The sequence below is a fragment of the Novosphingobium sp. ST904 genome (assembly GCF_001298105.1).
Taxonomy (GTDB): Bacteria; Pseudomonadota; Alphaproteobacteria; order Sphingomonadales; family Sphingomonadaceae; genus Novosphingobium.
On sequence record NZ_LGJH01000138.1, the window covers coordinates 62132 to 81774 of the forward strand.

A 19643-nucleotide genomic window follows, 5' to 3' on the forward strand; every position below is an offset into this window, starting at 1 on the left:
CCCACCGATTGTTAGCGCTATCTTTCCCGGATAAGGTTCATACCGACCGGGAGATTGATGTGTCGAGGCGAATTTACGCAGCCCTTGCGGCAACCGCTTTCTGCGGCCTGATGGCAGCCTGCAACGGCACCGGCGGCGCCCCCGAAGCCACGGCTTCCGCCGACGCCACCGAAGCGGACGCCGCTTCGGGCAAGAAGTACCTTTCGCAGCCGCTCGTCAGCGAAATCTACACCGCCGACCCTTCCGCCCACGTGTGGAACGACAAGTTCTACATCTATCCCAGCCATGACATCGACGGCCCCACGCCCGAGGACGACCTTGGCAGCCATTTCGAAATGCGCGACTATCACGTGCTGTCGATGGACAACGTGGGCGGCAAGGTCACCATCGGCCCCGTCGCGCTGGACGTGAAGCAGGTACCCTGGGCCGACAAGCAGATGTGGGCGCCCGATGCCGCCTTCAAGAATGGCACTTACTACCTCTACTTCCCGGCCAAGGACAAGCAGGGCGCCTTCCGCATCGGCGTGGCCACTTCCACGGACCCGATGGGCCCGTTCAAGCCGCAGCCCCTGCCGATCAAGGGCAGCTATTCGATCGACCCCGCGGTCTTCACGGACACGGACGGCCAGAGCTACATGTACTTCGGCGGCATCTGGGGCGGGCAGCTTCAGCGCAACCAGGGCGGCAAGTACGATCCCGATGGCTCGAAGACCGATCTCCAGGCGGACGACAAGCCCGCCCTGCTCCCGCGCGTGGCGCGCATGAGCGGCGATATGCTGGAGTTCGCCGAAGCCCCGCGCGAAGTGAAGATCGTGGACGAGAAGGGCAAGCTCCTGCTCGGCGGCGACCATGACCGGCGCTTCTTCGAAGCCGCGTGGATGCACAAGTACAAGGGCAAGTACTACTTCAGCTACTCGACCGGCGACACCCATTACCTTGCCTATGGCATCGGCGATTCCCCTTACGGTCCCTTCACTTACAAGGGCCGCATCCTGGAGCCGGTGGAAGGCTGGACCACGCACCACTCGATCGTCGAGAAGGACGGCAAGTGGTGGCTGTTCTACGCCGACAGCCAGCTTTCCGGCCAGACGCGCCTGCGCAACGTGAAGGTGACCGAACTGCACTACAACGAAGACGGCACGATCAGGACGATCGATCCGTTCGTTCGCTAAGGCCGGGTTCGGTGGGGACGGCCGTGAAGCCTGCGCGCCTGCTGGTGGCGGCGTTGCTGGCCGCCGTCCCCCTTGTCGCACAGGCGGCACCCCCGGCGCCGCAGATCGCGCTGACGTTCGACGACCTGCCGCTGCATACGCCCTACCCTTCGGGCGAAACGCCGGTCTCGGTCGTCGATGCGATCGTGGCGGCGCTGAAGCAGGCCCGCGCGCCTGCATTCGGCTTCGTGAATGCGGGCAAGGGCGCGCCGGGCGAGCTTGATGCCGTACTGGCCCGCTGGCGCGCGGCGGGCCTGCCTTTCGGCAATCACGGCTACGCTCACAGCAATCTCGACAAGGTCGGCGCGGCACAGTTCGTGGCCGAGATCGACCGCAACGAAGCCGTTCTGGCGCCGCTCGGCATGAAACGCTGGCTGCGCTATCCATATCTCGCCGAAGGCCAGGCCCCCGCCGAGCGAGACGCCGTGCGTCAGGCACTGGCGCAGCGGCACTATCGCATCGCCGGCGTCAGCCTCTCCTTTGATGACTGGGCGTGGAACGCGCCTTACGCCCGCTGCATCGCGCAGGGGAACGCAGCAGCGGTCGCCGATATCGAAACCCGCTATCTCGCCGCCGCCCGCCGCGATGCGCAAGCGGCGCGGGCTGCCTCAAAAAGCCGGTTCGGGCGCGACGTGCCTTATGTCCTGCTGCTTCACGTCGGCGCCTTCGATGCGCGGATGCTGCCGCGGCTGTTGTCGCTCTACCGGGACATGGGCTTCCGGTTCGTCACGCTCGAGCACGCGCAGCGCGACGGTTTCTATGCCGCCACCGATCCGGCCATACCCGGCCCGACGCCCGCCTTGCTGAGGGCTGCGCCGCTCGAACGTCCGGGCGACGAGGTCTGCCCCGCCTCCCTTAACGCAGCAGTTCCAGCGCAATAGCATCGCCCATGGCCTTGTAGCCCGCAGGGTTCGGATGAAGCGCATCGCCCACATCGTAAGCGGGATTGAGCCGGTCCGGCCGCGCAGGGTCACGCATGACCTTGTCGAAATCGATCACGCCATCGAAGTTTCCGGGCGCGCGTATCCACGCATTGAGCGCCTGCCGGTCCGCTTCGTTGGCGGCATCGGGATGGTAGAACTCGGTCCCCATGTCGGGAAGCAGCGTCGCCCCGTAGACCTTGATGCCGTGCGCGCGGGCGCGGGCGACGATCTGGGCATAGGCGCCGGTAACCTGCTCGACCATGGCGGCATGTTCTTCGGCGCTCACCGGCTTGAGCCGGGTGAGGTTGCCAAGGTCGTTGATGCCTTCCAGCAGGATCAGGTGCGTGACCCCGGGCAGCGCCAGCACGTCGCGGTCGAGCCGGGCCATGGCATTGGGCCCCAGCCCGTCCAGCAGCACGCGGTTGCCGCCGATACCCTGGTTTATCACCGCCTTCCCGCCGCCAAGACGGCGCGCCAGCACGTCGGTCCAGCGGTCGTTGCCGTTGGTCGTGGTACCGCGCCCGTCCGTGATGGAATCGCCCAGCGCCACCACCGCCCCGGCCTTGCAGGCGCGCGCCTCGATGCCGGACAGCATGAACCAGTGATCGACGGGATGGGCCGAGGGCAGGTCCGTTTCGGCAACGTGATCGCCCGCCAGCCAATAGGATGTCGTGCGCGAACCCGGATGCGAGGTCTGCCGTCCTGGCACCTCTGCCAGGTGGATCGAGACGGCAAGATCCTCGAACGCGCTGACCGGCATGTCCACCGGATCGGATAGCCAGTCCGCCCCCGGCGGGATCACCACGCGGGGCTTGCCGGAAAAGCGCAGCGCGGTGACCGTGCGCGCATCGACGGCTGCCTTGCCGGATTGCACCGCGCGGGCCAGCGTTGCCGCCTCGATCGTCATCGGCCGGTCGCCGAAGGCGTTGGAGAACCGCACCCGTACCGCGCTGCCGCCGATAGAGGGGCGCACGGTCTGGCGCAGCGTCACGTTGCGCAGGGCTTCTGCCGGCAGCGCATTGTCGGCGCCCGGCTCCATCTGCGAGGAACCCCACGCGGCGACCCATGGGCACGGCGCCGCCACGGCGGGCGAGGCGATCCCTGCTCCGAGCAGCGCGGCAGTCAGGACAAGGCGGCGGTACGTCGTCAACATCGCGTGACCCTCAAAAGAAATGAGCCGGCGCCCATTGGGGACGCCGGCTCGCAGTTTTCAGGGAGGAGGAGTTCCCTGCAAGAACAATCAGAAGTTGGCGCGGATACCCACCAGGACCTGACGGCCCGGATAGTAGACCGAATAGGCCGCGTTCGTGTATTCGAAGGTCGTGCGGATCGGCTCGTTGGTGATGTTCAGCACGTCGAGCGTCAGGCGCATGGCATCGTTCAGGAAGGGCAGCTGATAGCCGGCCGAAAGGTCGAGCTGGCCGCGCGCATCCGAACGCAGCGCCGCGCCCTGGATGTTGTTCTGCGGGCCGTTCACGGCGATCGACTTGTCGTTCCAGACGTAGTTCAGGCTGACCGACAGGCCGTGGTTCTCGTAGAAGCCCTGGAGGTTGTACGAATACTTCGAAACGCCGGTGGCGACGAGGCCCGAGGAGGAGGACTGGTCGAGGTAGGTGCCGTTGGCCGAGAAGCCCAGGCCCTGGAACAGGAAATCCAGCGGCTGCACCCAGGTCGCCTCGATGCCCTTGATCCGCAGGTCCGACAGGTTGACCGGACGGTTCACGGTGATCGGCAGGTTGTTGATCGCCACGCCCGAGGCGGCGGCGCGGTTGCGCAGCGCATCCTGCTGGGTGGACAGCAGGCTGTCGAACGGAATGTTGAGCGAACCGAAGGTGGCGCTCGTCACCTGCGTCTCGGTGAAGCCCTTGATGTTCTTCATGAAGGCCGAAAGACCGACATAACCGATGCCGCCGGTATAGATTTCACCGCCGAGATCGTAGTTGTCCGAGGTGTAGGGCGTCAGGTCCGGGTTGCCCGCGGTCGCCACCAGCGCCGAAGGGTCGGAGAAGGTGATGCCCGGCAGGATCTGGCCCGCGTCCGGACGGGTCATGGTGCGCGAGGCGGACGCGCGCAGCTTGACGTTGTCCATCAGGTCGTAGGTCAGGTTGATCGAGGGCAGGAAGTTGTCGTAGTTCGACTTCGCCGTGATATCGACGATGGTGGTGCCGACCTGGCTCGGCCCGACGACGACCTGGCGGGTGTGGGCATAGCGCATGCCCGCATTGGCGTGCAGGTCGCGGCCGAACAGCTGGGTCACGCCGTTCAGCTCGAAGTAGGCGCCGAACACTTCCTCGTCCATGTCGCCGGTCGCGCCGCCGGTCACCGCGCCGCGTGCCTCGGGCGCGCTGTCGCGGTAGCTGGCATAGTTGGTGGCGGCCTTCAGGGCGTCGAAGTCCGGCACGACGAAGGCGTTGTAGCCTACGCTGCCGCTGGCGAGGTGGCCGAAGTTGCTGACCGGGAACTGCTTCAGGTACTGCGCGATCGACGAGGTGGGAACTGAGCCGGTGGCGCCGGTGCAGCCCGTGCCGCAGACCGAAAGCTGGTAGGCGCTGCTGTTGTCGTAAGCGCGGATCGAACGCTCGGCGCGGTCATAGGCGCCGCCGAACTTCACGCTGAACTGATCGTCGCCGATCGTGGTGTCGAGGTGCGCGCCCTTGGTGTCGGTGCTGCGACGCACGAGCTGGATGTTCTGGCGATACCACTGCCAGCCGAGGTTCGGGTCGTTGAGATCGACATTGGTGGTGATGAGCGGGCGGTTCGAGGCGCCGGTGTTGTCATAGTAGACGTCCACGCCCGAATTCGGCGCGGTCTGGAAGGCGAAGGTCGGCTGTTCGCGGAAGAACGAGCTCTTCGACCAGTTGGCGCTCGCCTCCACCTTCACGGTGTCGGAAGGCTGCCAGGTCACGCTCGGGTTGATGTTCCAGAACTTGGTGGTCTGCTTGAACAGGCTGGCTTCGAGGAAGAACGACGAGTTCGCGAAAGTGCCGCTGGTGACGACGTTGTTTTCGTCCACCGTAAGGTCGATCGGGATCATGCCGCCGGTCGCCTGCGCGCCGGTGCCCGGGCCCGAGTTGCGGACCTGCCAGTTCATGTTGACCTTGGTGTAGTCACGCTTGGACCTGGCCCAGATGCCGTCGAGCGCGAAGTGCAGCTCGTCGCTGGGGCGCCATTCGAGCGAGGCCAGCGCCGAGATGCGCGAGCGGTTGCCGGTGGTCAGGCTGTTGCGGCCAAGGCGCGGCAGCAGCGCGGTGCTGAGCTGGCTGGCGGTGAGGCCCGAAGTCTCGACGACATCGACCGGCTGGCCGGCGACGAGGCCGTGACCGGCATTGGCCGGGACGACCGAGGCCCAGTTCCAGTTGTTGTTGCCGGCATCGGTGCAGCCCGTGCCGCAGGAAAGGTTGCCGTCGCCCCAGCCCACGGTCTCGAAACCGTCGACCCGGGTCTTGGTCTTCACGCCGGCCACGCCGACGAGGATGCCGAAGGTATCCGTGGTGTGGCTGGCGACGAGCGCGCCGCGCGGGCTGATCTTGCCGTTGCTGTCGGTGTACTGGCCCTGCGCCACGGCGGTGATGTGGGTGCCTTCCTTGTCGAAGGGACGGGCGTTGCGCAGGTTGACGGTGCCGGCGATGCCGCCTTCGAGGGTCGAGGGCGTCGGGCTCTTGGCAAGGTCGAGGCGGGTGAAGAGTTCCGAGGGGAAGAAGTCGAGGTCGACTTCACGGTTGGCGCTGCCGCCGTTGGTGCCGCCGTCCGACGCCACCTGGAGCTGCGAACCGTTCAGCAGGACGCGGGTGAAGCTCGGGCCGAGACCGCGAATGGCAACTGCGTGCCTTCGCCGTTGATATCGCGGTTGAGGCGCACGCCGGGCATGCGGTTCAGCGTTTCGGCAAGGTTGGTGGCGGGCAGCTTGCCGATGTCCTCGGCGAAGATGGAATCGCCGAAGGTCACGGCTTCCCGCTTGGCATTGGTGGCGCTGGCCAGCGAGGCGCGGATGCCGGTGACGATGATGTCCTCGGTCGTCGGCTCGTCCTGCGGTGCGGGCGCGGGGGCGGCCGGATCGGTTGCGGTGGTCGCCGCCGGGGCGGCGGCCGTGTCCTGCGCATAGGCGGACGGAACGACGAAGCCCTGGAGCGCAGCGGCACTCAGAAGAACGGCACGAACGGAAATCAGGTTGGATCGCATTGGATATCCCCTCCCATGTAACAAGCGTCCGCCTCGTGGCGGATCGCGGGTTGCGCCACTGCTGGTAGCGCTATCATTGATACTTACATATGCCCGCGCCGGAGCGCGTCAACAGTTATGTTAGCGGTATCTTTTATCTGTAGGTGTAGAGCTTTACGCGCTGAATCTGCCATTTTCCGGCTTCCAGGCGGATATGGCGGCCCTGATGCGTCTGGTCTCCGTTCAGCAGGCGAAGCGGCACCCACTTGCCCGAGGCGTCGAATTTGCCCTCGAACGCCGAATCGATTCCGGCAAGCGCGGCGGCATCGGCCCTGGGCTTGAACGTCACGGTAATGCCCTGACCGGCGATCAGGTACTCCTCCGGGCCGATCTGAACGATCATCCCGCCGGCGGCGGCGATCGCCGCGGTCGTGCCGGGCTGCGTGGCATCGGCGCCGGGGTTCGCCACCGGCTTCTGGATATCGGCATAGGCGATGGTGAAGCGATAGGAGCCGATATCGCGGGTTTCCGGCTCGTAGACCAGCGTCTCGTCATAGAGCTGGCGCGGCTTGAAACCGGCCATGCGGTCGGTGCCCTGCGCTTCGAGGATATAGGGCTGAAGCTGCTGGAGCACACCGTAGGCGTCCTTGAGCGGCCCCGGATTCTCGTCCACCGAATCGATCGAGAACGGGCCGAAGCCGATCGCGTCGAGCTGGCCGATGGCATAGAACGCGTTCGCCGGGGCCACCGGATTGCTGGAATTGTGCGCCTCGGGAATGAACAGCACGTTGTCCGGCCGCTTGTAGCGGTTCACGATGTCCACGAAGTTCGGGAAATAGATGTCGGGCGCCAGGAAATCGAGGTGCGGGCCGCCGGCCTTCCAGACGTCGAGCAGGTGCGGCAGCGGGCCGCCGCTGGGATACTCGCCGGGGATGCGGCCCGGACGGTTGAGCGCGACATTGACGTACATCGGGATCGGATAGGCTGCCTTGCCCGCCTCCGCGAGGCGGTCGGCGAAGCGGGCGTAGTGCCATGCCGCGAAGACTTCCGCCGCACCGTCGCCGCCGCCGAACAGGTCGTCCCACGAACCGCTGGTGCGCGCGCCGCGATCGAGCCACATCTGGCGCATGCCCGGGACGAGCGTGTCCTTGTGCGCGACGAGATAGTTCACCAGCTCGGCCGGAACCGGCTCGCGGTAGGCGGCATTGGCGGCGGCGCTGTAGTCCCGCGCGACCGGCAGCATGCCGATCTCGTTCTCTACCTGCACCATGACGACGGTGTTGTCCTTCGCATCCACCGCCTTGAGATGCGCCATGAGCGCGGCATAGGCGCGTTCGTCCGCCTTGAGCGTCTCGGCGCCGAAGGTCGAGAGGATCTCCACCCCCTGCCCGTTGGGAAGTTCTGCGCGCGGGAAGCGCTGCTGGTCGCGCTTCACCCACGCCGGGACATAGGTGGACATGGAGTTCTTCCACGCGCCGAACCACAGGATCACCAGCTTGAGGTTGTTCGCCCGCGCCGCCTTGATCTGGAAATCGACCGAGGACCAGTCGAACGTGCCTTCCACAGGTTCGATCAGTTCCCACGACACCGGCGTCAGCACGGTGTTGAGGTTCATGTCCTTCAGGCGCTTCCAGTGCGGTTCCATGTAGGCCGCGCTGGAAGAGGCGGAATTGCTGAGTTCGCCCGCGATCATCAGCATCGGCTTGCCATTGACGATAAGCTGCTGCGTATCGCCCTTCGCCTCCAGGCGCGGGGCATCGGCGAAAGCGGGCGCGGTGAGGCAAAGGCTCGCGGTGAGGGCCGAGACCGCCATGAAGGCAGTGCGCAAGGTCATGCGTTCTCTCCGAGGAATGCGGTAAGCACGGCGCGGGCGCCGGATGTTTCGAGATGGCCCAGATGCGCGGCCACGGCGTCGAGCGCGGCCTCATCGGGGATGGGGCCGAGCACGGCAAGCGCGGCCGCCGCGCGCGCGCGCGGAGTGGCTGCATCGCGCAGGGCATCGGCAAGGGCCTGCGCGGCGGGATCGTCGATGGCGAAGCTTTCGCCCGCGTCGGTTGTGCCTGCCTGCCAGCGCACCCAGGCCGCAATGGCCAGCGCGATGGCGGCGAAGGAACCGCCCCGTTCCCCCACCGCGCCCAGCGGCGCGAGCAGGCGTTGCGGCAGCTTCTGCGAACCGTCCATGCCGATCTGCCGGGTGCGGTGCTGGAGCGCGCTGTTGGCAAAGCGCGCCATCAGTTCCTTGCGGTAGGCGATCACATCGAGCCCGGCCGGCGGATCGAGCGTGGGCGTGACTTCGTCCCACAGCCGCTCCACGAAGAGCAGGCCCGCCGCGCTGCCGACGAATTCATGCACGAACCGGTCACCGGCAAGCCCGCCGAGATAGGCGATGGCCGAATGCGCGCCGTTGAGCAGGCGCAGCTTGGCTTCCTCCCACGAGGCGACGGCATCGGTAAGCTGCACGCCGAGCGCGGCGAAGTCCGGCCGCTCGCCCGCGAAGCTGTCCTCGATCACCCATTGCAGGAAGGGTTCAGCCTTGACCATGGCGCGGTCTTCCACCCCGATCAGCGCGGCGAGACCGGCAATGTCCTCGTCCGTGGTGGCAGGCACGATGCGGTCCACCATGGTGGCGGGGAAGCTGCAGCTTTCCGAAATCCACGCGGCGAGCGCCGGATCGTGCGCCTCTGCCATGGCAAGCACGGCGCCTTGCAGCAGCGCGCCGTTGTGGGGCAGGTTGTCGCAAGAGAGGATCGAGAGCGGGGCCAGCCCCTGCGCGCGCCGCCGCGCCAGCGCCGCGACAAGGAAGCCCGCCGCCGTGCGCGGACGCTCCAGCCCGGCGAGATCGGCGGCAACATCCGCGTCTTCGGCCATGAGCTTGCCGGTCTTGCGGTTGAGGCAATAGCCCTTCTCGGTCACCGTCAGGGTGACGAGATGCGTATCGGGCGAAGCCAGCGCGGCCACCACCGCCTCCGGGTCTTCCGGCGCGACCAGCACGCGCTGCACCGCGCCCATGATCTGCGGGGTCTGCACCTCTCCCTCGCGCACGAGCAGGGTGTAGAGCCCGTCCTGCGGCGCCATCTGCTCCCGCACCGAGGCCGAGCGCAGCGACACGCCGATCACGCCCCAGCGCAGATCGCCCGAGGCGAGCGCCGCCTCGAACACGGCGGCCTGATGCGCGCGGTGGAAGGCACCGATGCCGAGGTGGACGACCCCCGCCGAAACCGCCGCGCGGTCATAGGCTGGGCGCGCGACGGAGGCCGGAACCTGGCCGAGCGTTTCAGCGCACAGCCTCACAGCTTGTACGCCGCCTTGACGAGATCGTAGGCGAGCGCGCGCGCCACTTCGTGGGCCTCGTCCTCGGGCAGGCGATGTTCGGCGACCAGCTGCGCCAGCCAGGCACAGTCCATCCGCCGGGCCACGTCGTGCCGGGCCGGGATCGAGAGGAAGGCGCGGGTATCGTCATTGAAGCCGACGGTGTTGTAGAAGCCGCCGGTTTCGGTCGCACGTTCGCGGAAACGGCGCATGCCTTCGGGGGAATCGTGGAACCACCACGGCGGGCCAAGCCGCAGCGAGGGATAGTGCCCGGCCAGCGGCGCCAGTTCGCGCGAATAGACGTCCTCATCGAGCGTGAAGAGGATCAGGGTCAGGCGCGGATCGTTGCCATAACGGTCGAGCAGGGGCTTGAGCGCCTCCACGAATTCGCCCGGCATGGGAATGTCGCCACCCTTGTCCCGCCCGAAACGGTCGAGCACGGCCTTGTTGTGGCTGCGATGGACGGCGGGGTGAAGCTGCATGACCATGCCGTCCTCCACGCTCATCCCCGCCATTTCGGTGAGGATCTGGGCGCGGAACAGTTCGGCATCCTGCTTGCTCGCCCCTGCCAGCACGCGCTGGTAGAGCGCCTCGCAGTCTTCGGGCGAAAGGTCGGCGGTCAGGGCGCTGGGGTGGCCGTGATCGGTCGAGGTGGCCCCCGCCTCGCGGAAGCGGGCGCGGTGGAAGCGGTGCGCGGCAAGATAGCCCGCGTAAGTCGAGACGTCCTCACCCGCCATCTCGCCGAACTTCGCGACCTTTTCGGCGAAGCCCGGCGTTTCGGGATCGACCACCGGATCGGGACGATAGGCGGTGACGACGCGGCCGTTCCAGCCGCTTTCCCGGATCGCGCGGTGATGGGCCAGCGGGTCCAGCGGACCTTCGGTGGTGGCGATCAGTTCGATGTTGAACTTTTCGAACAGCGCGCGGGGGCGAAACGCCTCGGTCTTCAGCGCGGCGTCGATCACTTCGTAATAGTGCTCCGCCGTCGTCTCATCCAGCAGCACGTCCAGCCCGAAGACTTCGGCAAAGACCCAGTCCAGCCACATGCGCGAAGGCGTGCCCCGGAACAGGTGGTAGTGCTTCGCGAAGATGCTCCAGATCTTGCGCGGGTCCTGCTCCACCGGGCTGCCGTCTACACTGGGCACGCCCAGCGATTCCAGCGCGACGCCCTGCGAATAGAGCATGCGGAACACATAGTGGTCCGGCACGATCAGCAGCGAGGCCGGGTCCGTGAACGGCTCGTCATAAGCGAACCATGCCGGATCGGTATGTCCGTGCGGGCTGACGATCGGCAGGTCCTTCACGCCCTCGTAAAGCGCGCGCGCGATGGCGCGGGTGCCGGGGTCGGCCGGGAACAGGCGGTCGGGATGGAGAACGAGAGGACGCGTCATGCTGTAGCTTTCTCGCCGTCGGGATCGGCGACCTGGTAGCGGGGAAGGATCAGGTGAATGACGGCAAGCGCCACGAGATAGGCGCAGGAGGCGACCACGAAGATCGGCTCGTAGCTGCCCACGCTTTCGAGGATGGCTCCGGCGAACTTGGCCATGAGCATGCCGCCCACCGCGCCCGAAAGGCCGCCGAGACCGACGACCGATCCGGTCATCCAGCGCGGCATCGTGTCACCCGGCAGAGCGTAGAGATTGGCCGAGAAGCCCTGATGGCCGGCGCAAGCAAGGCCCACCAGCGCCACCGCCGTCCACAGCCCCGGCGCGTTCGGGGCCATGGCGATCGGCACGGCGCAAAGCGCGGCGAAGAACATGGCGGTCTTGCGCGAGCGGTTGACGCTCCAGCCCCGGCCGATGAAGCGCGAGGAAGCCCAGCCGCCCAGCACCGAGCCGACGTCGGCCAGGATATAGACCGCGATCAGCGGCGGGCCGAAATCCAGCATCTTCACGCCGAACTGCTTGTTGAAGAAGTCCGGCAGCCAGAACAGGAAGGTCCACCATACCGGGTCGATCAGGAAGCGGCCCAGCATATAGGCCCAGGTCTGGCGATAGCCGAACAGCGCGCGCCACTTGACCGGGCGGGGCTTTTCCACCGGATCGGCCTCGATCCAGGCCAGTTCCTCAGCGCTGAGGTTCTTCTTGTCGCGCGGGCGGCGGTAGAAGCCCAGCCATGCCGCCAGCCACAGCACCGTGAGCAGGCCGGTGAGGATGAAGGCCCAGCGCCAGCCCAGCGTCAGCGCGATCACCGGCACCACCAGCGGCGTCAGGATCGCGCCGACGTTGGAGCCGGCGTTGAAGATGCCGATGGCGAAGGCGCGCTCGCGCTTGGGGAACCATTCGTTGGTGGCGGCGATGGCGGCGGGGAACGTCCCCGCCTCGCCGATGGCCAGCGGAATGCGGGCGATCAGCATGCCGCTGGTGGAAGTGAACAGCGCATGCGCCATGTGGCCCACGGTCCAGAGCGTCACCGCCAGCGCATAGCCAGCGCGGGCGCCGAGCCGGTCGATCAGGCGGCCGAACACGACATAGGCAATGCCGTAGCCCGCCTGGAACCAGATCGCGAGATCGGCATAGCCGCTCTCGCTCCAGCCGTAGCGCGCCTGCAGTTCCGGCTTGAGCGTGGGCAGGACCAGCCGGTCCACATAGCTCAGGACCACCGCCGCAAAGAGCAGCGCGCAGACGATCCAGCGGATCCGGCCCGAGGGTTTCCCCGGCCCGGTCGCGGTTTCCATGGATGGCGTCACGCCGTTCACCACGCTCACCAGTTGTACATCGTGCCGTCTTCGAGGCGGTTCACCGGCAGGAAGGCGCGGCTGTATTCGTAGCCGGCGGCCAGTTCCTCATCGATGTCCACGCCCAGCCCCGGCGCTTCGCCCGGGTGCATCATGCCGTTCTCGAAGGTATAGGCATGGGGGAAGACCGCGTCCGTTTCCGGCGTGTGGCGCATGTATTCCTGCACGCCGAAGTTCGGCACCGAAAGGTCGAAGTGCAGGGCAGCGGCCATGCAGACCGGCGACAGGTCGGTGGCGCCGTGGCAGCCGGTGCGGATCTGGTAGAGATCGGCCAGCGCGGCGATGCGGCGCAGATGGGTAATGCCGCCTGCGTGAACCACGGTGGCGCGGATATAGTCGATCAGCTGGTTCTGGATCAGGTCCTTGCAGTCCCAGATCGAGTTGAAGATCTCGCCCACGGCCAGCGGCGCGGTGGTGTGCTGGCGGATCAGCTTGAACGCTTCCTGGTTTTCGGCAGGGGTCGCGTCTTCCAGCCAGAACGGGCGATAGGGCTCCAGGTCCTTGCCCAGACGGCCCGCCTCGATCGGGGTGAGGCGGTGGTGGATATCGTGCAGCAGGTGCACGTCCCAGCCCAGCGCCTCGCGCGCGGCCTTGAACAGTTCGGGCACGACGCGCAGGTACTTCGCGGTGTTCCAGACGTTTTCGGTCGGCAGGTCGGCGTCGGCGGGCTCGTAGAAGTACTTGTCCTTGGAGACGCCGTAGGTCGAGGCCATGCCGGGCACGCCGCACTGGAGGCGGATCGCCTTGTAGCCCTGCTTCTGGTAATCGAGCGCGACCTCGATGGTGTCCTCGATCGTCGTGCCGTTGGCGTGACCGTAGACCATCACGCCTTCGCGGCTCGCGCCGCCGAGCAGCTGGTAGACCGGAAGGCCCGCGATCTTGCCCTTGATATCCCACAGCGCCATGTCGACGGCGGCGATGGCGGTCATCGTCACCGGGCCGCGGCGCCAGTAGGCACCCTTGTAAAGGTACTGCCAGACGTCCTCGATGCGGTGCGCGTCGCGGCCGATCAGGCAGGGGATCACATGGTCGGTCAGGTAGCTGGCGACCGACAGCTCCCGGCCGTTGAGCGTGGCGTCACCGACGCCGGTGGTGCCGTCGTCACAGGTGATCTTGAGCGTGACGAAGTTGCGTCCCGGACAGGTGATGATGACTTTGGCATCGACGATCTTGGGCATTGCGGGAATCCTCAGGCGATTTCGAGGGTTGTGGTCTTGAGATCGGCGCTGCTGGCGCCGACCATGATATCGAACAGGCCCGGTTCGACGACTTCGCGCATGGCCTCGTTCCAGAGGCTGAAATCGTCGGGGCCGAGGGTGAATTCGATCCGGCGCGTTTCGCCGGGCTTCAGCGTGACACGGCGGAAACCGCGCAGTTCCATGACCGGGCGGGTGACGCTGGCGGCCTGGTCGTGGACATAGAGCTGCACCACTTCGTCGCCCGCGCGCTGGCCGGTGTTGGTCACGTCGACAGAAACGGTGACATTGCCCGCCGTGCCGATGCGCGGTGCCGAAAGGCTGGGCGCGCCCACGCTGAACGTGGTGTAGCTGAGCCCGAAACCGAAGGGATAGAGCGGCGCGGTCTCGGTGAAGAGATAGCCGCGCTTGGCGGACGGCTTGTGGTTGTAGAAGAAGGGCACCTGCCCCACGTCCCTGACCACGGTGACCGGCAGCTTGGCGCCGGGATTGACGTCTCCGAACAATGCCTCAGCCATGGCGGTGCCGCCTTCCTGCCCGAGATACCAGCATTCGAGGATCGCATCGGCCTGCTCGGCCACGGTGGGCCAGGAAGGCGGGCGGCCGTTGAGCGCGACGACGATCACCGGCTTGCCGGTGGCCTTGAGCGCGCGGAACAGGTCGTTCTGCTCGCCCACGAGGTCAAGCTCGGTGCGGTCGCCGAGGTGGTTCCTGGCATAGCCTTCGCGGCTGGTCTGTTCGGTATCGCCAATGGCCAGCACCACCACGTCGCAGCTCTTGGCCACTTCCGCGGCCTCGGCGATCAGCGCGCGGTTCTTTGCCGGGTCCGCCAGCAGCACTTCGTTGGCCGAACGATCCTCGCTCTGCGTAATGAACACGCCCTGCGCGAAGACGACTTCGGCCTTGCCCGCGACGCGTGCCTTGATGCCTTCGACAAGGTTCACGCTCGAACGCGGTTCTGACGAATAGCCGCCAAGGCGGGTGACATTGGCGTTCGGCCCGATCACCGCGATGCGCTTCTGCGCGCCCGCCGTCAGCGGCAGGACGCCGGTATTCCTGAGCAGGCAGATCGACTTGCGCGCCGCTTCCAGTGCCAGCGCGCGGGCTTCGGGATTGGCGGTGAGTTTCGCGGAAGCCTTGGGATCGACCGGCCCCGCCTCGAACATGCCGCCGCGGAACTTCAGCGTCAGCATGTGGCGGCAGGCGGCATCGACGGCGGCAAGCGGCACCAGACCCTTGCGCACCTGATCGGCCAGCGTGCGATAGGCCTCGCCGTCCGGCAGGTCGCAATCGACGCCCGCATGGAGGGCAAGGCGCGCCGCGCCCTCGATATCGCTGGCGAGGTGGTGGAACGAGGCGAGTTCGCCGATCGCCGCATAGTCGCTGACCACGGCGCCGTCGAAGCCCCATTCGCCGCGCAGCACGTCTTCCAGCAGCCAGCGATTGGCGTGGCTGGGGATGCCGTCGATCTCGTTGTACGACGGCATGACGGCGGCGATGCCGGTGCGGCGCACCACTTCGCGGAACGGCGGGAAGAACGAATCGTAAAGCTCGCGCTTGCCGAGCGGGGCCGGGGCGACATTGTTGCCCGCTTCGGGCTGGCCGTGGCCGGTCATGTGCTTGAGCGTGGCGAAGACCTTGCCCTCGCCCAGTTCCTTGCCCGGCCCCTGCAGGCCGCGCACGGCGGCAACGCCCATTTCTCCGCAAAGATAGGGGTCTTCGCCGAAGGTTTCCTCGATCCGGCCCCAGCGCGGGTCGCGGGCGATGTCCACCACCGGCGAAAGCGCCAGGGTGGAACCGTGGGCGCGCACTTCGCGGCCGATCACCGACTGCACGCGTTCCACCAGATCGGTGTCGAAGCTGCCCGCCATGGCGATGGCCTGCGGGAAACTGGTCGCTTCGGGCGCCATGTAGCCGTGGAGCGATTCCTCATGGAACAGCACCGGAATGCCGAGCCGGGTCTGCTCTCGCGCCCATTTCTGGGCGGCGTTGACAAAGGCGATGGTATCGGCAGGCTTGCGCCAGCGCCCGGTCACTTCGGTGCCGGTATTGTTGGCCGTGGCCGCGCCGCCCCGGTCGGACGGGCGGGCGATCTGGCCGATGCCGTCGGGATGGGCCTTGCTGGCGCGAACCGGATCGAAAGCGCGCGATTCGTCCATGATCTCGCGCTTGCGGGTGGAAAGCGTGACGAGCTGGGCCACCTTCTCGTCCAGCGTCATGCGGGCCATCAGGTCCTTCACGCGCAGGTCTACGGGAACCTTGGGGTCCTTGTAGAGCGGCGCGGCGGCGCGCGCGGAAACCGGAAGGAAAGCCAGCATCGAGGCGCCCGCGCCCCAGCGCAGCAGTTCGCGGCGTTTCACGGGAGCGGCGATCATGCGCACACCGCCACGGACGAAAGGCGCGATCCCGCAAGCGTCAGACAAACCGGAAAAATCATCTTCCTCCCCTGCATCCCCGGACCCTTTCGGCCCATTTCCCAATCGGGCGGCAAAGTGTGTTGCCTGCCCGGAACTTTATGTGGTAGCGCTATCATGCGCGACAACGAACAAGCTTGTCAATGGCATCGCCGCGCTAATTAAATTTCGGCCACCGGGCCACGATCTGGGACACAGGGGAGGATGATGAAGAAGCGGCTTCTGACGATCGGCGTATGCGTGACGGCCCTTGGCTTCGCGAGCGCGCCTGCCCTTGCAAACGATGGCTACGACCTCTGGCTCGCGCCTGCAAGCGCCCCCGCCACCACCGAAATCCGCGTGATCGGCCAGTCCGAAACGCTGGACCGCGCCGCCGGCGAACTGCGCCGCGACCTTGCCGCGTCGCCGCTTCCCGTGGTGCTCGGCAAGGCCGACGATCCAGCCCTTGCCGCGCTGCGCCTGCCCGCGGCATCGCTGGGCGAGGAAGGCTATCTGGTGCGCGCCGGCACGCTCGATGGCCGCAAGGTGCTGCTCGTCACCGGCAAGACCGACCGCGCCGTGCTCTACGGTGCCTTCGCGCTGATCCGCGCGCAGAAGACCGGCGCCGACCTTGCCGGAATCGATCTCCGCTCCGCCCCGAAGATCGGCCTGCGCGTGCTCAACCACTGGGACAACCTCGATGGTTCGGTGGAGCGCGGCTACGCCGGGCAATCGCTGTGGGACTGGTGGACCCTGCCGGACTTCAAGGACCCCCGCTACACCGACTATGCCCGCGCCAATGCCGCGCTGGGCATCAACGGCATCGTGCTCAACAACGTCAACGCCAAGCCCGAGAGCCTGACCGCGCCTTATATCGCCAAGGCCCGGGCGCTGGCCGAAGTGTTCCGCCCCTGGGGCATCAAGGTCTACCTTTCGGCGCGCTTCTCCGCACCGATCGAGATCGGCCATCTCAAGAGCGCCGATCCCCTCGATCCCGAGGTAGCGGCCTGGTGGAAGGCGAAGTCCGACGAGATCTACGCCGCGATCCCCGATTTCGGCGGCTTCCTCGTCAAGGCCAACAGCGAAGGCCAGCCCGGCCCGCGCGACTATCACCGCAGCCATGCGGAAGGCGCCAACATGCTGGCCGCCGCCGTCGCGCCGCACGGCGGCATCGTGATGTGGCGCGCCTTCGTCTATGCCGAGACCGACCCGGACGACCGCGCCAAGCAGGCCTATACCGAGTTCAAGCCGCTGGACGGCAAGTTCGCCGACAACGTGCTGGTGCAGGTCAAGAATGGCGCCATCGACTTCCAGCCGCGCGAACCGTTCCATCCGCTGTTCGGCGCCATGCCGAAGACGCCGATGATGCTGGAACTCCAGATCACCAAGGAATACCTCGGCTTCGCCACGCACCTCGCCTACCTTGGAACGATGTTCGAGGAAGTACTGGAGGCAGACACTCGCGCCAGGGGCAAGGGATCGACCGTGGCCAAGGTGGTGGACGGTTCGCTCTACGGCCACAAGCTCAGCGGCATTGCCGGGGTTGCCAATGTCGGGCGCGACCGCGACTGGTCGGGCTCCACGTTCAACCAAGCCAACTGGTACGCCTTCGGCCGCCTCGCCTGGGACCCGACGCTTTCCGCCGACGCCATCGCCCGCGAATGGGCGCAGCAGACCTTCGGCAACGACCCGCGCGTGGTCGATACGGCGGTGAAGATGATGATGGCCTCGCGCGAGGCGGTGGTGGACTATACCGGGCCGTTCGGCCTCGCCCACCTCATGGGCACGGGCCATCACTATGGCCCGGGGCCATGGATCAGCGATCTTGCCCGGCCCGAGTGGAACCCGGTCTATTATCACAAGGCCGACCGCAACGGCATCGGCTTCGACCGCACGAGAACCGGCAGCAATGCCGTGGCCCAGTACGAACCCGCCGTGGCGAAACTTCTCGCCGATCCGCGCACCACGCCGGAAAGCGAACTGCTGTGGTTCCACCACCTGCCGTGGGACTGGAAGATGAAATCCGGCCGCACGCTCTGGCAGGAGATGGTCGGCCATTACGATCGCGGCGTGGCCACGGTCGCGCAGATGCAGGCGGACTGGCAGGGCGTGAAGGACAAGGTGGACCCCGAACGCTGGCAGAAAACCGCCAGTTATCTGCAGATCCAGCATAACGAGGCCAAGTGGTGGCGCGATGCCAGCCTGGCCTACTGGATGTCGGTCAACGGCCTGCCCCTGCCCGCCGGCGTGGCCGCGCCGGAGCACGATCTGGCCTGGTACAAGGCGCAGGATTTCCCTCTCGCACCCGGACACCCGCACTGACCATCCGCACTGATCGCCGTTCGATGGTTGCGCTATCACCCGGATTTGTGGTGTTAGCGAACATTCCCCGGTGCTCTCCATGAGCGCCGGGGCTCCGCCAGGGAACCAGATGAGCACCAATACCAGAGGTCCGCGCAAGCAGCGCTCCAGCGCCAAGATCGACGATGTCGCCCGCCTCGCGGGGGTTTCGCCGATGACGGTCAGCCGCGTCATCAACAAGGGCGCCAACGTCCGCGAGGAAACCCGCCGCAAGGTCGAGGCCGCCATCGCCGAACTGAACTACGCCCCCAGCACCGCCGCGCGCGTGCTGGCGGGCGGAGAGGATCTCAGGATCGGCCTGCTCCATTCCAACCCGAGCTTTGCCTATCTCAGCGAATTCCTCGTCGGCGCGCTGGAGGAAACCAGCACGGCCAATGCCCAGCTTCTGGTCAAGCCCTGCAACGAGGAAGGCGCCGAGGCGAAGGCCGTGGCGCAGCTGCTGCGCACCCGTATCGACGGGGTGATCCTGCCGCCGCCGCTCAGCGATTCCCCGGCCGTGCTCGAGGCGCTCCGGCATGCCGACGTGCCGGTAGTGGCGGTCGCCACGGGCCGCGCGCCGGAATGGGCGCTCTCGGTGAGCATCGACGACCGCGAAGCCGCCTTCACGATGACGCACCACCTCGCCGCGCTGGGGCATAGGCGGATCGGCTTCATCACCGGCCATCCCAACCAGACCGCAAGCGCCGAGCGGCTCGACGGCTACCGCGAGGCGCTTTCCGCGCTCAGCCTGCCGTTCGATCCCTCGCTGGTGGCGCAGGGCTACTTCACCTATCGCTCGGGGCTGGAGGCTGCCGCGCAATTGCTCGACCTGCAGGCGCCGCCGACCGCGATCTTCGCCTCGAACGACGACATGGCCGCCGCCGCGATCACCGTGGCGCACCGGCGCGGGCTGGACGTGCCGGGCGCGCTGACCGTCTGCGGCTTCGACGATACCGCGCTGGCCGTCTCGGTCTGGCCCGAACTGACCACGATCCGCCAGCCCACCGCCGAAATGGCGCGCCGCGCGGTGCGTCTGCTGATCGGCGAGATCCGTTCGCGCAATGGCGGCGCCGCTGCGGGCGACCATCCGCACGTGGTGGCGGAATTCAAGCTGATCCGCCGCGATTCCGACGCAGCGCCGCGCGCCTGAACGTGCTGAAGGATGCCGGGACAGCCCGGCATCCTTCCTGAATACCGCTTACCTCCAACCTGCATCGACGAAGTAGTCGTGCCCGGTGCACATGGCGCCGTCGTCTGAGGCGAGGAAGAGGCAGAGGGCGGCGACGTCGGCGGGCTGGATGCGGGCCTTGAGGCACTGTGCGGCCATGATCTCGGCCTCGCCCTCGGGGGTGTACCACTGTTTCTGGCGCGGGGTG

Annotated in this window: 12 protein-coding genes and 1 pseudogene; 4 read left to right on the forward strand and 9 right to left on the reverse strand. The window is 66.9% G+C overall.

Annotated elements, in window-relative coordinates; genetic code table 11:
- Positions 1-110: 110 nt before the first annotated feature.
- On the forward strand, positions 111-1172 hold the full coding sequence (locus ADT71_RS10865) for a glycoside hydrolase family 43 protein (protein WP_054436749.1): 1062 nt from the start codon (positions 111-113) through the stop codon (positions 1170-1172).
- A 23-nt stretch (positions 1173-1195) separates the two neighbouring features.
- The gene (locus tag ADT71_RS10870) at positions 1196-2092 is read left to right on the forward strand and encodes a polysaccharide deacetylase family protein (RefSeq protein ID WP_082370287.1); all 897 of its coding nucleotides are present in this window, start codon (positions 1196-1198) and stop codon (positions 2090-2092) included.
- On the opposite strand, the gene ADT71_RS10875 is transcribed toward ADT71_RS10870, so the two are convergent.
- The 8 genes and pseudogenes from ADT71_RS10875 to ADT71_RS10910 all read right to left on the reverse strand — a co-directional run bounded on the left by ADT71_RS10875 (position 2067) and on the right by ADT71_RS10910 (position 15909).
- A complete protein-coding gene (locus tag ADT71_RS10875; protein ID WP_054436751.1) occupies positions 2067-3287 on the reverse strand; it encodes an SGNH/GDSL hydrolase family protein in 1221 nt (406 codons plus the stop codon). The genes ADT71_RS10870 and ADT71_RS10875 overlap by 26 nt on opposite strands.
- 87 nt (positions 3288-3374) lie before the next feature.
- Positions 3375-6313: pseudogene (locus tag ADT71_RS10880) on the reverse strand (TonB-dependent receptor).
- 133 nt (positions 6314-6446) lie between these two features.
- Positions 6447-8126 carry a DUF5597 domain-containing protein gene (locus ADT71_RS10885; protein WP_054436753.1) on the reverse strand — a complete coding sequence of 560 codons (1680 nt, stop codon included), beginning with the start codon at positions 8124-8126 and terminating at the stop codon, positions 6447-6449.
- On the reverse strand, positions 8123-9583 hold the full coding sequence (locus ADT71_RS10890; RefSeq protein WP_054436755.1) for a mannitol dehydrogenase family protein: 1461 nt from the start codon (positions 9581-9583) through the stop codon (positions 8123-8125). Before ADT71_RS10890 ends, ADT71_RS10885 begins: the two co-directional genes overlap by 4 nt.
- Positions 9580-10992 carry a glucuronate isomerase gene (uxaC, locus tag ADT71_RS10895; RefSeq protein ID WP_054436757.1) on the reverse strand — a complete coding sequence of 471 codons (1413 nt, stop codon included), beginning with the start codon at positions 10990-10992 and terminating at the stop codon, positions 9580-9582. The genes ADT71_RS10890 and uxaC overlap by 4 nt, the downstream gene beginning before the upstream one ends.
- Positions 10989-12278 carry an MFS transporter gene (locus tag ADT71_RS10900; protein ID WP_054436759.1) on the reverse strand — a complete coding sequence of 430 codons (1290 nt, stop codon included), beginning with the start codon at positions 12276-12278 and terminating at the stop codon, positions 10989-10991. Before ADT71_RS10900 ends, uxaC begins: the two co-directional genes overlap by 4 nt.
- A gap of 26 nt (positions 12279-12304) precedes the next feature.
- On the reverse strand, positions 12305-13516 hold the full coding sequence (gene manD, locus ADT71_RS10905) for a D-mannonate dehydratase ManD (protein ID WP_054436761.1): 1212 nt from the start codon (positions 13514-13516) through the stop codon (positions 12305-12307).
- 11 nt (positions 13517-13527) lie between these two features.
- Complete coding sequence (locus ADT71_RS10910) at positions 13528-15909, reverse strand: glycoside hydrolase family 3 N-terminal domain-containing protein (RefSeq protein WP_054436763.1); 2382 nt, start codon at positions 15907-15909, stop codon at positions 13528-13530.
- Positions 15910-16152: 243 nt separating this feature from the next.
- Here ADT71_RS10910 and ADT71_RS10915 point away from each other — a divergent pair, with 243 nt between their 5' ends.
- Both ADT71_RS10915 and ADT71_RS10920 read left to right on the forward strand, forming a co-directional pair.
- Positions 16153-18249 carry an alpha-glucuronidase family glycosyl hydrolase gene (locus ADT71_RS10915; protein ID WP_054436765.1) on the forward strand — a complete coding sequence of 699 codons (2097 nt, stop codon included), beginning with the start codon at positions 16153-16155 and terminating at the stop codon, positions 18247-18249.
- A gap of 109 nt (positions 18250-18358) precedes the next feature.
- Positions 18359-19417, forward strand: a complete 1059-nt coding sequence (locus ADT71_RS10920) for a LacI family DNA-binding transcriptional regulator (protein WP_054436779.1) — start codon at positions 18359-18361, stop codon at positions 19415-19417.
- A 48-nt stretch (positions 19418-19465) separates the two neighbouring features.
- Here the strand turns inward: ADT71_RS10920 and ADT71_RS10925 are convergent.
- The coding region (locus tag ADT71_RS10925) for an SDR family oxidoreductase (protein ID WP_156336561.1) at positions 19466-19643 on the reverse strand (178 nt) is incomplete at its 5' end.